Source organism: Pseudomonas sp. OV226 (assembly GCF_003148705.1).
GTDB lineage: Bacteria > Pseudomonadota > Gammaproteobacteria > Pseudomonadales > Pseudomonadaceae > Aquipseudomonas.
The window spans coordinates 149,491-163,378 of the sequence record NZ_QGGS01000004.1 but is presented as its reverse complement, the minus strand read 5'-3'; the positions used below and the strand labels follow the sequence as shown (position 1 = coordinate 163,378).

13 protein-coding genes are annotated in these 13,888 nt (G+C 59.9%); 3 read left to right on the top strand and 10 right to left on the bottom strand.

From position 1 onward, the window contains the following. Positions 1 to 99: 99 nt before the first annotated feature. The 3 genes from choV to C7534_RS09275 form a co-directional block, all read right to left on the bottom strand. Entirely contained in the window at positions 100 to 1,278 is a 1,179-nt protein-coding gene (gene choV, locus C7534_RS09285; protein ID WP_046029840.1) for a choline ABC transporter ATP-binding protein, read from the bottom strand. Then, entirely contained in the window at positions 1,275 to 2,120 is an 846-nt protein-coding gene (gene choW / locus C7534_RS09280; protein ID WP_046030058.1) for a choline ABC transporter permease subunit, read from the bottom strand. Before choW ends, choV begins: the two co-directional genes overlap by 4 nt. A 77-nt stretch (positions 2,121 to 2,197) precedes the next feature. Continuing rightward, a complete protein-coding gene (locus C7534_RS09275; protein ID WP_046029842.1) occupies positions 2,198 to 3,145 on the bottom strand; it encodes a choline ABC transporter substrate-binding protein in 948 nt (315 codons plus the stop codon). Positions 3,146 to 3,580: 435 nt separating this feature from the next. Here C7534_RS09275 and C7534_RS09270 point away from each other — a divergent pair, with 435 nt between their 5' ends. Both C7534_RS09270 and C7534_RS09265 read left to right on the top strand, forming a co-directional pair. Beyond that, positions 3,581 to 4,957: an L-serine ammonia-lyase gene (locus C7534_RS09270; protein WP_109785593.1), complete on the top strand. Its 1,377-nt coding sequence runs from the start codon at positions 3,581 to 3,583 to the stop codon at positions 4,955 to 4,957. A gap of 538 nt (positions 4,958 to 5,495) precedes the next feature. After that, on the top strand, positions 5,496 to 6,599 hold the full coding sequence (locus C7534_RS09265; protein ID WP_046029844.1) for a GlxA family transcriptional regulator: 1,104 nt from the start codon (positions 5,496 to 5,498) through the stop codon (positions 6,597 to 6,599). Positions 6,600 to 6,705: 106 nt separating this feature from the next. Here the strand turns inward: C7534_RS09265 and C7534_RS09260 are convergent, their stop codons facing one another. The 6 genes from C7534_RS09260 to choX all read right to left on the bottom strand — a co-directional run bounded on the left by C7534_RS09260 (position 6,706) and on the right by choX (position 12,189). Next, positions 6,706 to 6,969, bottom strand: a complete 264-nt coding sequence (locus tag C7534_RS09260) for a hypothetical protein (protein WP_109785592.1) — start codon at positions 6,967 to 6,969, stop codon at positions 6,706 to 6,708. A 379-nt stretch (positions 6,970 to 7,348) separates the two neighbouring features. After that, the gene (locus C7534_RS09250) at positions 7,349 to 8,512 is read right to left on the bottom strand and encodes a gamma-butyrobetaine dioxygenase (protein ID WP_109785591.1); all 1,164 of its coding nucleotides are present in this window, start codon (positions 8,510 to 8,512) and stop codon (positions 7,349 to 7,351) included. A gap of 14 nt (positions 8,513 to 8,526) precedes the next feature. Next, complete coding sequence (locus C7534_RS09245; RefSeq protein WP_046029849.1) at positions 8,527 to 9,003, bottom strand: thioesterase family protein; 477 nt, start codon at positions 9,001 to 9,003, stop codon at positions 8,527 to 8,529. Positions 9,004 to 9,165: 162 nt separating this feature from the next. Continuing rightward, complete coding sequence (locus C7534_RS09240; RefSeq protein WP_046029851.1) at positions 9,166 to 10,131, bottom strand: L-carnitine dehydrogenase; 966 nt, start codon at positions 10,129 to 10,131, stop codon at positions 9,166 to 9,168. A gap of 137 nt (positions 10,132 to 10,268) precedes the next feature. Continuing rightward, the gene (locus tag C7534_RS09235) at positions 10,269 to 11,156 is read right to left on the bottom strand and encodes a 3-keto-5-aminohexanoate cleavage protein (RefSeq protein WP_046029853.1); all 888 of its coding nucleotides are present in this window, start codon (positions 11,154 to 11,156) and stop codon (positions 10,269 to 10,271) included. A gap of 88 nt (positions 11,157 to 11,244) precedes the next feature. Then, on the bottom strand, positions 11,245 to 12,189 hold the full coding sequence (choX, locus tag C7534_RS09230; RefSeq protein WP_046029855.1) for a choline ABC transporter substrate-binding protein: 945 nt from the start codon (positions 12,187 to 12,189) through the stop codon (positions 11,245 to 11,247). A gap of 208 nt (positions 12,190 to 12,397) precedes the next feature. On the opposite strand from choX, the gene C7534_RS09225 reads away from it, so the two are divergent. After that, positions 12,398 to 13,342 (top strand): GlxA family transcriptional regulator, encoded by a 945-nt coding sequence (locus C7534_RS09225; RefSeq protein WP_109785590.1) that lies wholly within the window; start codon positions 12,398 to 12,400, stop codon positions 13,340 to 13,342. A 120-nt stretch (positions 13,343 to 13,462) separates the two neighbouring features. Here C7534_RS09225 and C7534_RS09220 read toward each other — a convergent pair whose 3' ends face one another. Then, positions 13,463 to 13,879 carry a DUF3010 family protein gene (locus tag C7534_RS09220; RefSeq protein WP_046029859.1) on the bottom strand — a complete coding sequence of 139 codons (417 nt, stop codon included), beginning with the start codon at positions 13,877 to 13,879 and terminating at the stop codon, positions 13,463 to 13,465. Positions 13,880 to 13,888 lie beyond the last annotated feature (9 nt).

Sequence of the window (13,888 nt, the reverse complement as noted above, 5' to 3'; positions counted from 1 at the left end):
GCCCGTAATGGAACGCGGAGCGTTCCGGGCTTCATTCCCACGCGGAGCGTGGGAATGATCACGCCGCGATCCTCTCGCGGCGTTTATGTGTCTGCTGACTTATCCCAGGTTCTTGCCGAGCAACGCGTGATACAGCTCGCTGTCACCCAGAATCCCGACCACTTTGTTGTTGTCATGCAGCACCAGCTTGTTGCCGGTCTGGTAGCGAATCTGCAGCGCATCGCGCATGCCGATGTTCGAGTCCACCAGCGTCGGCCGACGCCCCAAGCCTTCTACCGCTTGCCCTGGAATCCAGTTTTGCAGGTCAAGGTTCGCGCCGTTCTGGCGAGCGCCCTTGATGGTGTTGCCTTCAGCCAGGTCCAGCCACGAATCGCCACCCGGATCCAGGCACACCGAACCGTTGATGCGCTTGCAGTTGTCCAGCGTGCGCATCAGGCTGCGACCGCACAACACGTTGAGCGGATTGGTGTGGGCCACGAACGTGCGCACGTAATCGTCCGCCGGGTTCAACACGATCTCTTCGGGCTTGCTGTACTGGATGATCCGGCCGTCTTTCATGATTGCAATACGGCTGCCGAGCTTGAGCGCTTCATCGAGGTCGTGACTCACGAACACGATGGTCTTGTGCAACTTGCGTTGCAGTTCCAGCAGTTCGTCTTGCAGGCCCTGGCGGATAAGCGGGTCGAGTGCCGAGAACGGTTCGTCCATCAACAGAATGTCAGCGTCCATCGCCAAGGCGCGGGCCAGGCCGACACGTTGCTGCATACCGCCGGAGAGCTCGTCGGGTTTCTTGTTGCGCCACTGGGTCAGGCCCACCAGCTCCAGCTTGTCGTCTACCAGTTTGCGGCGTTCTTTCTCCGGGCGACCCTGCATTTCCAGACCGAAACTGATGTTCTCGCGCACTGTCAGCCAAGGCATCAGGGCGAATTTCTGGAACACCATCGCAATGCGCTTGGTGCGCATCATTTTCAGTTCTGCCGGGGTGCAGGAAGCAATGTCGATCTGCTTGCCTTCGTGCTCGACGAACAACTTGCCACGGCTGACGGTGTTGAGGCCGTTGATGCAACGCAGCAGGCTGGATTTGCCGGACCCGGACAGGCCCATCAGCACGCAGATTTCGCCTTTCTCGATGTCCAGGCTGGCTTTTTCAACGCCGACGATCTGCCCGGTTTTTTTCAGGATCTGGTCGCGGGTCATGCCTTGGTCGAGAAGCTTGAGCGCCTCGCGCGGGTCTTTGGAGAAGATTACGTCGACGTCTTCAAAGCGAATAATGCTCATGCGTCACCCCCTACTTTAGCGTCGGGTTGTTTGCAGATACGGTCGAGCATGATCGCCAGCAATACGATCGCCAGGCCCGCTTCAAAGCCCAGGGCGATATCGGCAGTGTTCAGTGCGTTGACCACGGGTTTGCCCAGGCCATCGGCGCCCACCAGTGCCGCAATCACCACCATCGACAGCGACAGCATGATGCACTGGGTGATACCGGCCGCGATGCTTGGCATGGCGTGGGGCAGTTCGATCCGTGAGAGCAATTGACGGCGCGAGCAGCCGAAGGCTTTGCCGGCGTCCATCAGTTCTTGCGGGACATCGCGGATGCCCAGGTAGGTCAGGCGGATCGGCGCGGCAATCGCAAACACCACCGTGGAGATCAGGCCTGGCACCACACCCAGCCCGAAGAGGGTCAGGGTAGGAATGAGGTAAACGAAGGTCGGTACGGTCTGCATCAGATCGAGTACCGGACGCATTAAAGTGTAGAACATTGGTTTGTGCGCGGCGACGATGCCCAGCGGCACGCCGATGACCACGCAGACCAGGGTGGCAAACAACACCTGGGCGAGGGTTTCCATGGTTTCCTGCCAGTACCCCAGGTTGAGGATCAGCAGGAAGGAGGCGATGACGAAAACCGTCAGCCCCCACTTGCGTTGAATGAAGTGGGCCAGTAGCGCGATGAGGCCGATCAATGCCAGCGGGTTGAACCAGGTCAGCGCAAACGTCACGCCGTGGATCATTGTTTCCAGTGTCAGGGCGATTGCGTCGAAGGTGCTGGCGCCGTGTTGCGTCAACCATTCGACGAAGCCTGCGATGTACTGGCCTAAAGGTATTTTCTGATCAATCAGCATGGTAGTGAACGTCCGCATGCAAGGAAATAAACAGCCCGGACGGCGTACGCCGCCCGGCATAAACGGTGCTCCCTAATTCAAGGCGTCAGTTTGGCTTTCACGGCCTCCAGGCCAGGTTTACCGTCAATGGTGGTCACGCCAGCGAGCCAGGTATCGAGCACCTGTGGATTCTTTTTAAGCCAGGCCTTTGCGGCCGCGTCAGGCTTCATCTTGTCGTCCAGGATGTTGCCCATCAGTTCACTTTCCATGTCGACGGTGAACTCCAGGTTTTTCAACAGAGTCCCCACGTTGCCGCATTCCTGGGCATAGCCCTTGCGGGTGTTGGTTGCCACGGTGGCGGCACCGAAGTCGGGGCCGAAGAAGTCGTCACCACCGGTCAGGTATTGAATCTTGAAGCGCTTGTTCATAGGGTGCGGCGCCCAGCCGAGGAAGACCACGGCGGTGTCGCGTTTCTGTGCGCGGTCGACCTGGGACAGCATGCCGGCTTCGCTGGACTCGACGACTTTGAAGCCGGCGGTCTTGAGACCGAAGGCGTCCTTGTCGATCATGCTCTGGATCAGACGGTTACCGTCGTTGCCAGGCTCGATGCCGTAGATCTTGCCGTCGAGCTCTTTCTTGAATTTGGCGATGTCGGCGAAGTCATGCAGACCCTTGTCATACAGGGCTTGAGGTACGGCGAGGGTGTACTTGGCACCCTTGAGGTTGGTGCGCACAGTTTCCACGGTGCCGGCATCGCGGTAGGCCTTGATGTCGTTTTCCATGGTCGGCATCCAGTTACCGAGGAACACGTCCATGTTCTTGCCGTCGGCCAGGGACTTGTAGGTCACGGGCACGGAAATCATGGTGGTCTTGGTCTTGTAGCCGAGAGCGTTGAGCACGACGCTGGTGGTGGCGGTTGTCGCGGTAATGTCGGTCCAGCCGACATCGGAGAAGTTTACGGTGCTGCACTGAGCGGGTTCAGCAGCTTGAGCCAGTAACGGCAGACTCAGCATGGCGGCCAACAACAACGACGGGGAACCTTTCATGGATGGACTCCTTGGTGTTTTTTTTGGCAGTGTTCCGACTGGACCACCGCACTTATAGGTTGCGGTTGGATGGCGTTTTGGAGACAGCTCTACCCCGGCGCCTTGCAATCGAGTCGATACGATCATGTACCACTGAAAATCTGACGCCTACAGGGTGCGTCGTATCCAGTACAGGGATGGTCGCATCCAGTGTCGGTGACGTCGTTTACAGCTTTTTTCAGCCCTCTTTCCCCCTCTGATCCGCAAAAAAACGGCGAAAACGCGACGTAAAAGACACGCGGCGTTAGTGAGCATGAGTGCGTCGGTGTGAGACGTCGAACAACCTGGCAAAAGCTTGATGATGCGGCCATCTCGGCGGATTGCAGCTTGAGCGTAGCAGCTCCGCCACTGGGCGCTTTTGCGTCTGGAGTCGGCACATCCAGGAGTTCGGCAGTCATGGCTATCAGTGTTTTCGACCTGTTCAAAATCGGCATCGGCCCTTCCAGTTCGCACACCGTGGGGCCGATGCGGGCCGCCGCGCTGTTTGTTGAATCGCTGCGTGACAAGCATTTGCTGGAGCAAGTACGGCGTGTCGAAGTCCAGTTGTACGGTTCGCTGTCAGCTACCGGCATTGGTCACGGCAGCGACAACGCGGTGATCATGGGCCTGATGGGCGAGTGGCCGGACGCAATCGACCCGTCGCAAATCGGCATCCGTATCGAAACCCTGCGCGAAACCCACATGTTGCTACTCGATGGTCGCTTGTCGGTGCCCTTCATCTGGGCCCGGGACATGCGCCTGATCGACGAAAACCTGCCGTTCCACCCCAATGCCATGACCCTGATTGTCGAAGGCGATCACGGCGAGTTGCATCGCGACACCTACTATTCCGTCGGCGGTGGTTTTGTCGTGGATGAAGCCCAGGCATCCAGTGGCGTGGTCGATCTTGACCGCACCGTGTTGCCGTACGATTTCTCCAGCGCCGCCGAGCTGTTGGAACTGTGCAAAAAGCACGATCTGCGGGTGGCTGAACTGATGATGGCCAACGAGAAAGTGTGGCGCAGTGAAGAAGAAATTCGCGCCGGCCTGATGACGCTGTGGCGCGCCATGCAAGATTGTGTCGACCAGGGCCTCAAGCACGAAGGCATCCTGCCTGGCGGCCTCAATGTGCGTCGTCGCGCTGCCAAGTTGCACCGCAGCTTGCAGGAGTTGGGTAAACCCAACGTGATCGGCTCGACCTTGAGCGCCATGGAGTGGGTCAACCTGTTCGCCCTGGCGGTCAACGAAGAAAACGCCGCCGGCGGCCGCATGGTCACGGCACCGACCAACGGTGCGGCGGGGATCATTCCGGCGGTATTGCATTACTTCATGAAATTCAGCGAGGCGGTGACCGACGCCAATGTCGTCGACTACTTCCTTGGTGCCGCAGCGGTCGGGATCTTGTGCAAAAAGAACGCTTCGATCTCCGGCGCCGAAGTCGGTTGCCAGGGCGAAGTCGGCTCGGCCTGCGCCATGGCGGCGGCCGGGTTGGCGGAGATTCTCGGCGCTACGCCGGAACAGCTGTGCAACGCTGCCGAGATCGGCCTGGAGCATAACCTCGGCCTGACCTGCGATCCGGTGGGCGGGTTGGTGCAAGTGCCGTGCATCGAGCGCAACGCGATTGCCGCGGTGAAAGCGATCAACGCGGCGCAGATGGCCCTGCGTGGTGATGGTCAGCACTTCATTTCGCTGGACCGGGTGATTCGCACCATGCGTGATACCGGCGCCGATATGCATGACAAATATAAAGAGACTTCGCGCGGTGGGTTGGCGGTGAGCGCGGTTGAGTGCTGAGACCGAGTAGACCCAATCGCGAGCAAGCTTGCTCCTACAGGTTTGATGTCGATCACGAGATATGGGCACGCCGAGCTTCTGTAGGAGCAACGCTTGCTCGCGATAGCTGTAGACCAGTCAAAACTGCGCGCTAAATGAACACCTGCACCCAAACACGCCACGTTTTGGAGCGTCGCTTATAGATAAGCGGCGTTGCCAAACCCAGGGATCCAAACCGGCCCTGACCGCCCGTCACCCGTGCTTGCGGTGACACTCTCTCGCAGCACATCGCAGCCCTGTTCCCACAAGTGCTACCGATTTGCTCACGCCCAACAGGGCCGAGCGTTTGCCGTCGATAATGGCACTTGTATCCGCCCTTCGCTGCGCAGCTTATATAGACATGCCGCGACGTCGTTTTCAGGAGTTATTGAACGCACATTCAAAAATAGGCATGGCAATTGCTCTGTCATTACAAAGCCCGTCTCCCACGCGAGAACGATGGCAATAAAAAGAGCCTCCGCCTGAGGCCATCACCCGCTTTGTGTGAGGAGATACCGCGATGACGACGTTCAACTCCGGGGCCCAACCCCAGAACCGTGCGCCTCAATCCATCGGCTTTTTGCTGCTGGACAATTTCACGCTGATTTCTCTGGCCTCTGCCGTAGAACCCCTGCGCATGGCCAACCAATTGTCCGGTCGCGAGCTGTATCGCTGGACCACAATCACCGTCGACGGCGGCCAGGTCTGGGCCAGTGACGGCTTGCAGATCACCCCCGACTGCTCCATGCACAAAGCGCCCGCCCTGGACACCATCATCGTTTGCGGCGGTATCGGTATCCAACGCACTGTCACCCGAGAGCACGTGTCATGGCTGCAAAGCCAGGCGCGTCAGTCGCGTCGTCTTGGCGCCGTCTGCACCGGCAGTTGGGCCCTGGCGTGCGCCGGCCTGCTGGACGGTTTTGATTGCAGCGTGCACTGGGAATGCCTGGCTTCGATGCAGGAAGCGTTCCCGCGTGTGGCCATGAGCACGCGCCTGTTCACCCTGGACCGTAACCGTTTCACCAGCTCCGGCGGCACCGCGCCACTGGACATGATGCTGCACCTGATCAGCCGCGATCACGGGCGTGAACTGTCCGCCGCGATCTCGGAAATGTTTGTCTATGAACGTATCCGCAACGAGCAGGACCACCAGCGCGTGCCGCTCAAGCACATGCTCGGGACCAATCAACCAAAGTTGCAGGAAATCGTTGCGCTGATGGAAGCCAACCTCGAAGAGCCGATCGACCTCGACGAACTGGCGGTGTATGTCGCCGTTTCGCGTCGTCAGCTGGAGCGGTTGTTCCAGAAATACCTGCACTGCTCGCCATCGCGCTACTACCTGAAGCTGCGCCTGATCCGTGCCCGGCAGTTGCTCAAGCAAACGCCGATGTCGATCATCGAAGTGGCGTCGGTGTGTGGCTTTGTTTCCACGCCGCACTTCTCCAAGTGCTACCGCGAATACTTCGGCATTCCACCACGTGACGAGCGCGTCGGTTCCAACACCACGCAACAGGTGGCGATGATGCCGCTGCCGCAAGCTCTGGTGTTGTCGCCGTTGTCCGGCCCGTTGTCGGCGCTGAGTCAGGCGCGTAACGAGTCGACGTTTGCCAGTGTGAGGCTCTAAACCGAGGCGCGTCCTTCGCGAGCAAGCCCGCTCCCACATTCGACCGCGTTCTTTCAGAAGGAATACGGTCGAATGTGGGAGCGGGCTTGCTCGCGAAGGCGGTTTGTCAGGTTCGATGGTTCTGCTGATACTCCGCCAAGGCTGGCAGCAATTGCCTGTCGATCGCCTGGCGCACGGCCGGCAGGATGGTCGCGCTGCTGGTGTACATCTGCTTGACCATGGTGCGTAGCGTATTTGCCCGCTCATTGTTCAAACCTCGTACCGCACACTCGCAAGCCTGTTCGGCTGTAGAGCCGCTCGGGACTTGAAAACCCAATGACTTCAGCTGGCCCAACAGATCTTCCTGGTCAATCAAATCGGCGTGCATCATGACGCAATCCTTCTTCAGGGAACGGTGTCTTGGCTCGATTCTCGTAGGGGGATGAAGTGGCGGCAAGGGCGATTTGTCGCAATGGCCGCAATACCTATGAACAGGTCGTTTTCGGCTAACTTGCCCGACTCGGGAGTGGGCACACTGGACCCAGCTCGCTTCACGAAGGTTTGGTCACCCTCGCGCAACGGCTCCTCAACAGTACCCTCCTCAGCTCCGATCTTGTCACGGCTTGATCGGGGTTTTTTTTGCCTGTGAATCAGGGATTTGCGCGGTGTTTGTACTGGCACCATCGCGGGCAAGCCTTGCTCCTGCAAGGGCGGGCTTGAACCCATATCCTGTAGGAGCAAGGCTTGCCCGCGATGAACGATGACGCGGTCTAACGTTGCAACACCAGAATGCGCGACAACAATTCATCCCGGTCGACATAGCAACCCTGGAAATGCCGGGCGCCGGTAGCGGGATCAAACGCATTGCGGGCGTGGAGGGTGCGGCGATTGTCGAAGCACCACAGCTCACCGGGATTGAGCCTTTGCATCAGCCGGAATCTCGGCTCACGAGTCATCGCGATAAAGCGCCGGTAGACCTGGTAGAGCTTGGGCATTTGCTCCACCGAAGCATCGAACGGCCCGCGCAAAAAGTTCGCCATGCGGATTTCCGATACGTGCCCGAGCGCATTCAGCGCGATGATCGGCGCCAGGCAGCGATAGTCGCTGTGACGGTCCTTGTTGCGAAATTCCACGGGGATTTCGCACAGGCTCCGGAACGCATCGGGGTCCTCCTGGCGCAAGGCCTCGGCGATGGCAAACCCGTCGACAAAAATGCTCTCGCCGCCCTCGGCGTCATTGACCAGGCAATGCAGAAATTGCAGCCCCGGTTGCAGCTCCCGTGTCGGCAGATCGCTGTGCAATGGCAGGTTGAAAGCGGTGTAGGCGTTGCTGTCGGCATCGGCCTTGGATTGCACATTGAACAACACGCCGAAATTGCTTTCGCGGATGAACGATATGCGCTGGGCTATTGGCTTCAATGAGCCCGGCTCGGTGGGTACGCCACGAACTTGAGTCAAACCGATGTCGCGCACCGCCAGCAGCCATTGCAGCAGGGCGTCGTTGTCGTTCATCAACGCCTGATACTCGAACACCGGTAACTGCAAATCGTGGTGCCAAAGCCTGGCTTTGGGTTTGCCGGCCTGCCGCTCGGCGCGGGACTCGTCGTCATAGGCGTGGGCGCGTAACCAGCCGGGGTCGAAGCGGCTGAAGTGGCCGTCCTGCCAATCGACGCACAGGCAACCTTGGGCATCGATGATCGCCCCGCTGGGCATCAGGTTTTCGGCGACATCAACGATCTCCAGCACTTGCTCACGGGTCACGGTGTAGACGCATTGCGGGCACGGGCAGTTGTCCCGCAACCATTGGTGATGAAAGGGGCTGACGCGTTCATCGGCCCACTTCACCAGTACACGATCCGCCACGGCCTGCACGCCAGCCAGCGCGCTGATCAACGGATAAGTACGGAAGTCGGCAAAAGCAGTGGCGGTGTTCAATGGCGATCTCCTTGTTATTTTTTTGGGGGTAATGCGATCACTCGGCCAATGTATTCGGGGGTGGGCAATTCTTCCTGGTCGGCGACGATGGCTTGCAGCTTGCTCAGCGACAGTTCGCTGAACGGTGCGGATCGCGGCCCGGCAAGGTCGACGTGAAGCAGCATCTGCTCGTTACCGGCCAGTTCCTTGTCATCGCCCACGAGATGAAGGCTGTGATAGAGGTGCAGGCGTTTGCTGTCGTGGCCAATGATTTGCGTATGCACCTCGACATCGGCGTCGAGCTTCACTTCGTGCAGGTAATTGAGGTGCAGTTCCAGGGTGAACAGCGAGTGGCCGCTGGCGTCGCGGCTGTTGCTGTCGAGCCCGAGGCGGTCCATCAGTGCATCGGTGGCGTAGCTGAAAATCAGCAGGTAGAAGGCATCGCGCAGATGGCCGTTGTAATCGACCCAGTCGGGGATGATGCGGGTTTGGTAGGTGGTCAAGGCAGGCATTGTTTTGGTTCCAACATAAGTGGTGACTGGACTGCCGCCTTCGCGGGCAAGCCCGCTCCCACAGTGATTATTGGTGTGAAGCAGATCTGATTCACCCCGAGATTCCTGTGGGAGCGGGCTTGCCCGCGATGAGGCCGGAACTGCTGGCCTCTTCAGCGGGGGTTACTCGCTGAAGGCCATCCCATGCTTCTCTTTGGTGGTCTTCACCGCCTCAAGCACCGCCAGCAGGCAATCATCACGATAGCGCTCCAGCGCCGAAATGCTGTGTTTGCCCAACTGATCGCTAGTGCCATCGACCACGTCATCGATCAATTTGTCGGTCAGTTCCGGCGCAGGCAGGTACGTCCAAGGCAACTGCAACGCCGGGCCGAATTGCGCCATGAAGTGGCGCATCCCGGCATCGCCGCCGGCCAGGGTATACGTCAGGAAAGTGCCCATGAACGACCAGCGCAGACCCGCACCAAAACGAATCGCGTCGTCGATTTCACCAGTGGTCGCCACACCGTCGTTGACCAGGTGCAGCGCCTCGCGCCACAGCGCTTCGAGCAAACGGTCGGCGATGAACCCCGGCACTTCCTTGCGCACATGCAGTGGGCGCATGCCGAGGGATTCATAGACTTTCATCGCCGCTTGCACGGCTTCAGGCGCGGTGTTTTTGCCGCCGACCACTTCCACCAATGGCAGCAGGTAAACCGGGTTGAACGGGTGGCCGACCACGCAGCGTTCCGGGTGTGTTGCACTCTCGTAGAATTCGCTCGGCAACAGGCCCGAAGTGCTGGAGCCGATCAAGGCATTGGGCTTGGCCGCCGCGCTGATTTTGCTGTGCAGTTCCAGTTTCAATTCCAGGCGTTCCGGGGCGCTTTCCTGGATGAAATCCGCATCGCGCACGCACTCTTCAATCGTTGCGACAAAGCGCAGGCGATCCTGAGAAGCGCCGGGCGCCAACCCTTGTTTTTCCAGTGCGCCCCAGGCATTGGCGACGCGTTTGCGCAAGGCCGCTTCGGCGCCCGGTGCCGGGTCCCAGGCCACGACGTCAAGGCCGTGGGCGAGGGCGCGCGATACCCAGCCGCTGCCGATGACACCGCTGCCCAGGGCTGCGAAGGTTTTGATTTCGGTGATGAAGGTCATGGTGACTTCCTAAAGAGTTCAGTGATCCCGTAGGAGCCGAGCTTGCTCGCGATGGCGTCAGTACCTCCGGCACCTCTTTGCGGCTGGAATACCGCCATCGCGAGCAAGCTCGGCTCCTACAGAGAGGAACGGGTGGTTTAGCCGCGCTTGGTCAGGCCCATCTTCTTGCGGCCTTCCGCCGGGGTCAGCACGCGGGCGCCGAGGCGGCTGAGGATTTCGCCAGCGCGTTCGACCAGTTGGCCGTTGGTCGCCAGCACACCCTTGTCCAGCCAGATGTTGTCTTCCAGGCCGACCCGCACGTTGCCACCCAGCAGCACCGCTTGCGCCGCCATCGGCATCTGCATGCGACCGATACCGAAGCCGGCCCACACCGCATTGGCTGGCAGGTTGTCGACCATGGCTTTCATGGTGGTGGTGTCAGCCGGTGCGCCCCACGGGATGCCCAGGCACAGCTGGAACAGCGGGTCGTCGAGCAGGCCTTCCTTGATCAGTTGCTTGGCGAACCACAGGTGACCGGTGTCGAAAATTTCCAGCTCGGCTTTAACGCCCAGCTCTTGAATGCGTTTGGCGCCAGCGCGCAGTTGCGCCGGAGTAGAGACGTAAATGGTGTCGCCGTCGCCGAAATTCAGGGTGCCGCAATCGAGGGTACAAATTTCCGGCAGCAGCTCTTCAACATGCGCCAGGCGGGTCAGCGGGCCGACCAGGTCAGTGTTCGGGCCGAACTCCATCGGGTTCTCGCCAGCGCCGATTTCCAGGTCGCCGCCCATGCCGGCGGTGAGGTTGACGATGATGTCGACATCGGCCTCGCGGATGCGCTCCATCACCTCGCGGTACAGCGCCACGTCGCGGCTGAACTTGCCGGTCTCGGGGTTGCGCACATGGCAGTGAACCACGGTGGCGCCGGCCTTGGCGGCTTCCACGGCGGCTGCGGCGATTTGTTTCGGAGTGACCGGTACGTGTGGGCTTTTGCTGGTCGTGTCGCCAGCACCGGTGAGTGCGCAGGTGATGATGACGTCGTGGTTCATGAGACGGTTCCTTACAGGCAAGATTGCAGACGTGGTGGTCCCGCTCGCAGCCCGGTCGGGCTGCGAATCGGTGGTTTGGATCCAGGGTTTACTTGCTGGTCAGTTGCAGGTTTTCAGCCGCCGGTTTGCCATCGAAGGTAGTTACGCCTTCGAGCCAGCGTTGTTTGTCTTGCGGGTGATCTTTCAGCCATTGCTTGGCCGATTCAAAGGCGTCTTTGTGATCGAGCAGCGGCTGCATCATCCGGCTCTCGTCTTCGGCGGAGTAGGTGAGGTTGCTCAGCAGGCGCCCGATGTTCGGGCATTGTTCGGCGTACTTGGGCGCGGTGACGGTCCAGACCGTGGCCATGCCTTCGTTCGGGCCCAGGGCGTCGTCACTTCCAGTGAGGTAGGTCATCTTCACGTTGACGTTCATCGGGTGCGGCGCCCAGCCGAAGAACACCACGGCCTCGTTGCGGCGCACGGCGCGATCCACCGCCGCGAGCATGCCGGCTTCGCTGGACTCGACCAGCTGGAACTTGCCGAGGCCAAACTGGTTCTTGGCGATCATCGCCTTGATCTGGGTGTTGGCGCCCGAGCCAGGCTCGATGCCGTAGATCTTGCCGCCCAGTTCTTTTTCGAACTTGGCGATGTCGGCGAAGGTTTTCAGGCCCTTGTCGGCGAGGTAGGTCGGTACGGCGAGGGTTGCGCGGGCGTCTTTCAGGCTTGGAGCTTGCAGCACTTTGACCTGGTTGCCATCGACGAACGGGGTGATGGTCTGGGTCATCAGCGGGTTCCAGTAACCGAGGAACAGGTCCAGGCGCTGATCGCGGATCCCGGCGAAGATAATCTGCTGGGACGCGCTGGTTTGTTTGGTGTTGTAGCCGAGGCCATCGAGTAGCACCTGGGTCATGGCGCTGGTGGCAATGACATCAGTCCAGTTCACTACGCCCATGCGCACGTTCTGGCACGAGGCGGGTTCGGCGGCCATGACGCTGGCGCTCAGGAGTGCGGTACCGCTGAGTGCAAGAACACAGCTGCTGATCAGTCGTTTCATCTCAGGTTCCTCGGCAGTTCGTTATTGTGAGTTCCGGTGTCTGATGCGCCGGTGATGCCAAGTTACGCAGCAACACGCCCATGAAAGCGCACTACGGCGACCAGCTCTTGCACTGCAGCGACCTGTCCTCTTGAATGCTGCTTGCAAGTGGCGTATCAACGTCAACACGCTGCCCGCCCTCTCGCTATATGCCAATCGAGTGCGCTCCATGTCCCAGGATTTCTACTTCTTGTTGATGCCGGGTTTCTCGGCGATTGGATTTATCTCGGCCATCGAGCCGCTGCGGGTTGCCAATCGCTTTCGGGGCGAGCTGTACCGCTGGCATGTGCTGAGCGCTGACGGCGGTGCGGTTTTGGCCAGCAACGGCATGTCGGTCAACGCCGATGCGGCGCTGGAGCCGCTGAAGAAAGGTGCGACGCTCTTGGTGGTCGCCGGCTTCGAGCCGCTGAAATTCGCCACCCCGGCGCTGGAGCACTGGCTGCGACGCCTGGACATCGAAGGCGTGACCCTTGGCGCCATCGACACCGGCAGCTTCATTCTCGCCGAGGCCGGCCTGCTCGAAGGCCATCGCCTGACCCTGCACTGGGAAGCCATCGACGCGTTCAAGGAATCTTATCCACAGCTCAGCGTGACTCAGGAACTGTTCGAGATCGACCGCCGGCGCATCACCTCGGCGGGCGGCACCGCCTCCATCGACCTGATGCTCGACCTCATCGCCCAGGCCCACGGCCCGGAACTGGCGATCCAGGTCAGCGAACAATTCGTGCTCGGCCGCATCCGCCCACGTAAAGACCACCAGCGCATGGAAGTCGCCACGCGCTATGGCATCCGAAACAAGAAGCTTGTTCACGTTATCGGCGAGATGGAACAGCACAGCGAACCGCCACTGAGCACACTGGAACTGGCGGACTCGATCAAAGTCACCCGGCGTCAGCTGGAGCGATTGTTTCGCCTGCATTTGAACGACACGCCAAGCAATTTCTACCTGCGCTTGCGGCTGGAGAAAGCCCGGCAGTTATTGCGGCAGACAGACATGAGCGTGTTGGAAGTGAGTATCGCGTGCGGGTTTGAATCGCCGTCGTATTTCACCCGCAGCTATCGGGCGAAGTTTGAACGGTGCCCACGGGAAGACCGGCGTACCGCCAAGGCATGATCGTTCCCACGCTCTGCGTGGGAACGCCGCCATGGACGCTCTGCGTCCGCTTCGAGATGTGACGCAGAGCGTCACGGGATGCATTACCACGCAGAGCGTGGGAACGATCGGTGGAGGGCGTTACTTCTTCATCAATGCCGAGCAGGCCGCTTTAAACGCTTCATGCTGATACTTGTTCAGCGTGGCCGGCAGTTCGAAGTCGAATTTCTTGTTCTGCGCATTAATCGTCTGTGGCGACAACAACGTCACCTCGCAATTCTCCAGCAGCTGGAAAACGCCCTCGATCTTGAACGTAGTCGGCCCGCCCGCGAACTCGCCTTTCTTGCTGCGCTTCTTGATCGCGATCCGGTCAATCGAGTTCTCGCGCACGAACGAGGCGACCTGTGCCGCAAACACTTTGACGTTGGCGGCTTCGTCGTCATCCTCAAGGGCGATTTTCTTGGTGTTGAGGGCGACATGGCTCAGGGTCGAACCGTCGAGGGAGGCCACGGCGATGATCGCTTCGCTGCCTTTGATTTCGATGCCGCAGATGTTCATTTGAATTCC

Bases quoted from the DNA above. Each gene is read 5' to 3' on its own strand.
- C7534_RS09225 (WP_109785590.1), top strand. From the start codon at position 12,398: ATGTCCCAGGATTTCTACTTCTTGTTGATGCCGGGTTTCTCGGCGATT.
- C7534_RS09275 (WP_046029842.1), bottom strand. From the start codon at position 3,145: ATGAAAGGTTCCCCGTCGTTGTTGTTGGCCGCCATGCTGAGTCTGCCG.
- C7534_RS09235 (WP_046029853.1), bottom strand. From the start codon at position 11,156: ATGAACCACGACGTCATCATCACCTGCGCACTCACCGGTGCTGGCGAC.
- choV (WP_046029840.1), bottom strand. From the start codon at position 1,278: ATGAGCATTATTCGCTTTGAAGACGTCGACGTAATCTTCTCCAAAGAC.
- C7534_RS09265 (WP_046029844.1), top strand. From the start codon at position 5,496: ATGACGACGTTCAACTCCGGGGCCCAACCCCAGAACCGTGCGCCTCAA.
- C7534_RS09270 (WP_109785593.1), top strand. From the start codon at position 3,581: ATGGCTATCAGTGTTTTCGACCTGTTCAAAATCGGCATCGGCCCTTCC.
- choX (WP_046029855.1), bottom strand. From the start codon at position 12,189: ATGAAACGACTGATCAGCAGCTGTGTTCTTGCACTCAGCGGTACCGCA.
- C7534_RS09240 (WP_046029851.1), bottom strand. From the start codon at position 10,131: ATGACCTTCATCACCGAAATCAAAACCTTCGCAGCCCTGGGCAGCGGT.
- C7534_RS09245 (WP_046029849.1), bottom strand. From the start codon at position 9,003: ATGCCTGCCTTGACCACCTACCAAACCCGCATCATCCCCGACTGGGTC.
- C7534_RS09220 (WP_046029859.1), bottom strand. From the start codon at position 13,879: ATGAACATCTGCGGCATCGAAATCAAAGGCAGCGAAGCGATCATCGCC.
- C7534_RS09260 (WP_109785592.1), bottom strand. From the start codon at position 6,969: ATGATGCACGCCGATTTGATTGACCAGGAAGATCTGTTGGGCCAGCTG.
- choW (WP_046030058.1), bottom strand. From the start codon at position 2,120: ATGCTGATTGATCAGAAAATACCTTTAGGCCAGTACATCGCAGGCTTC.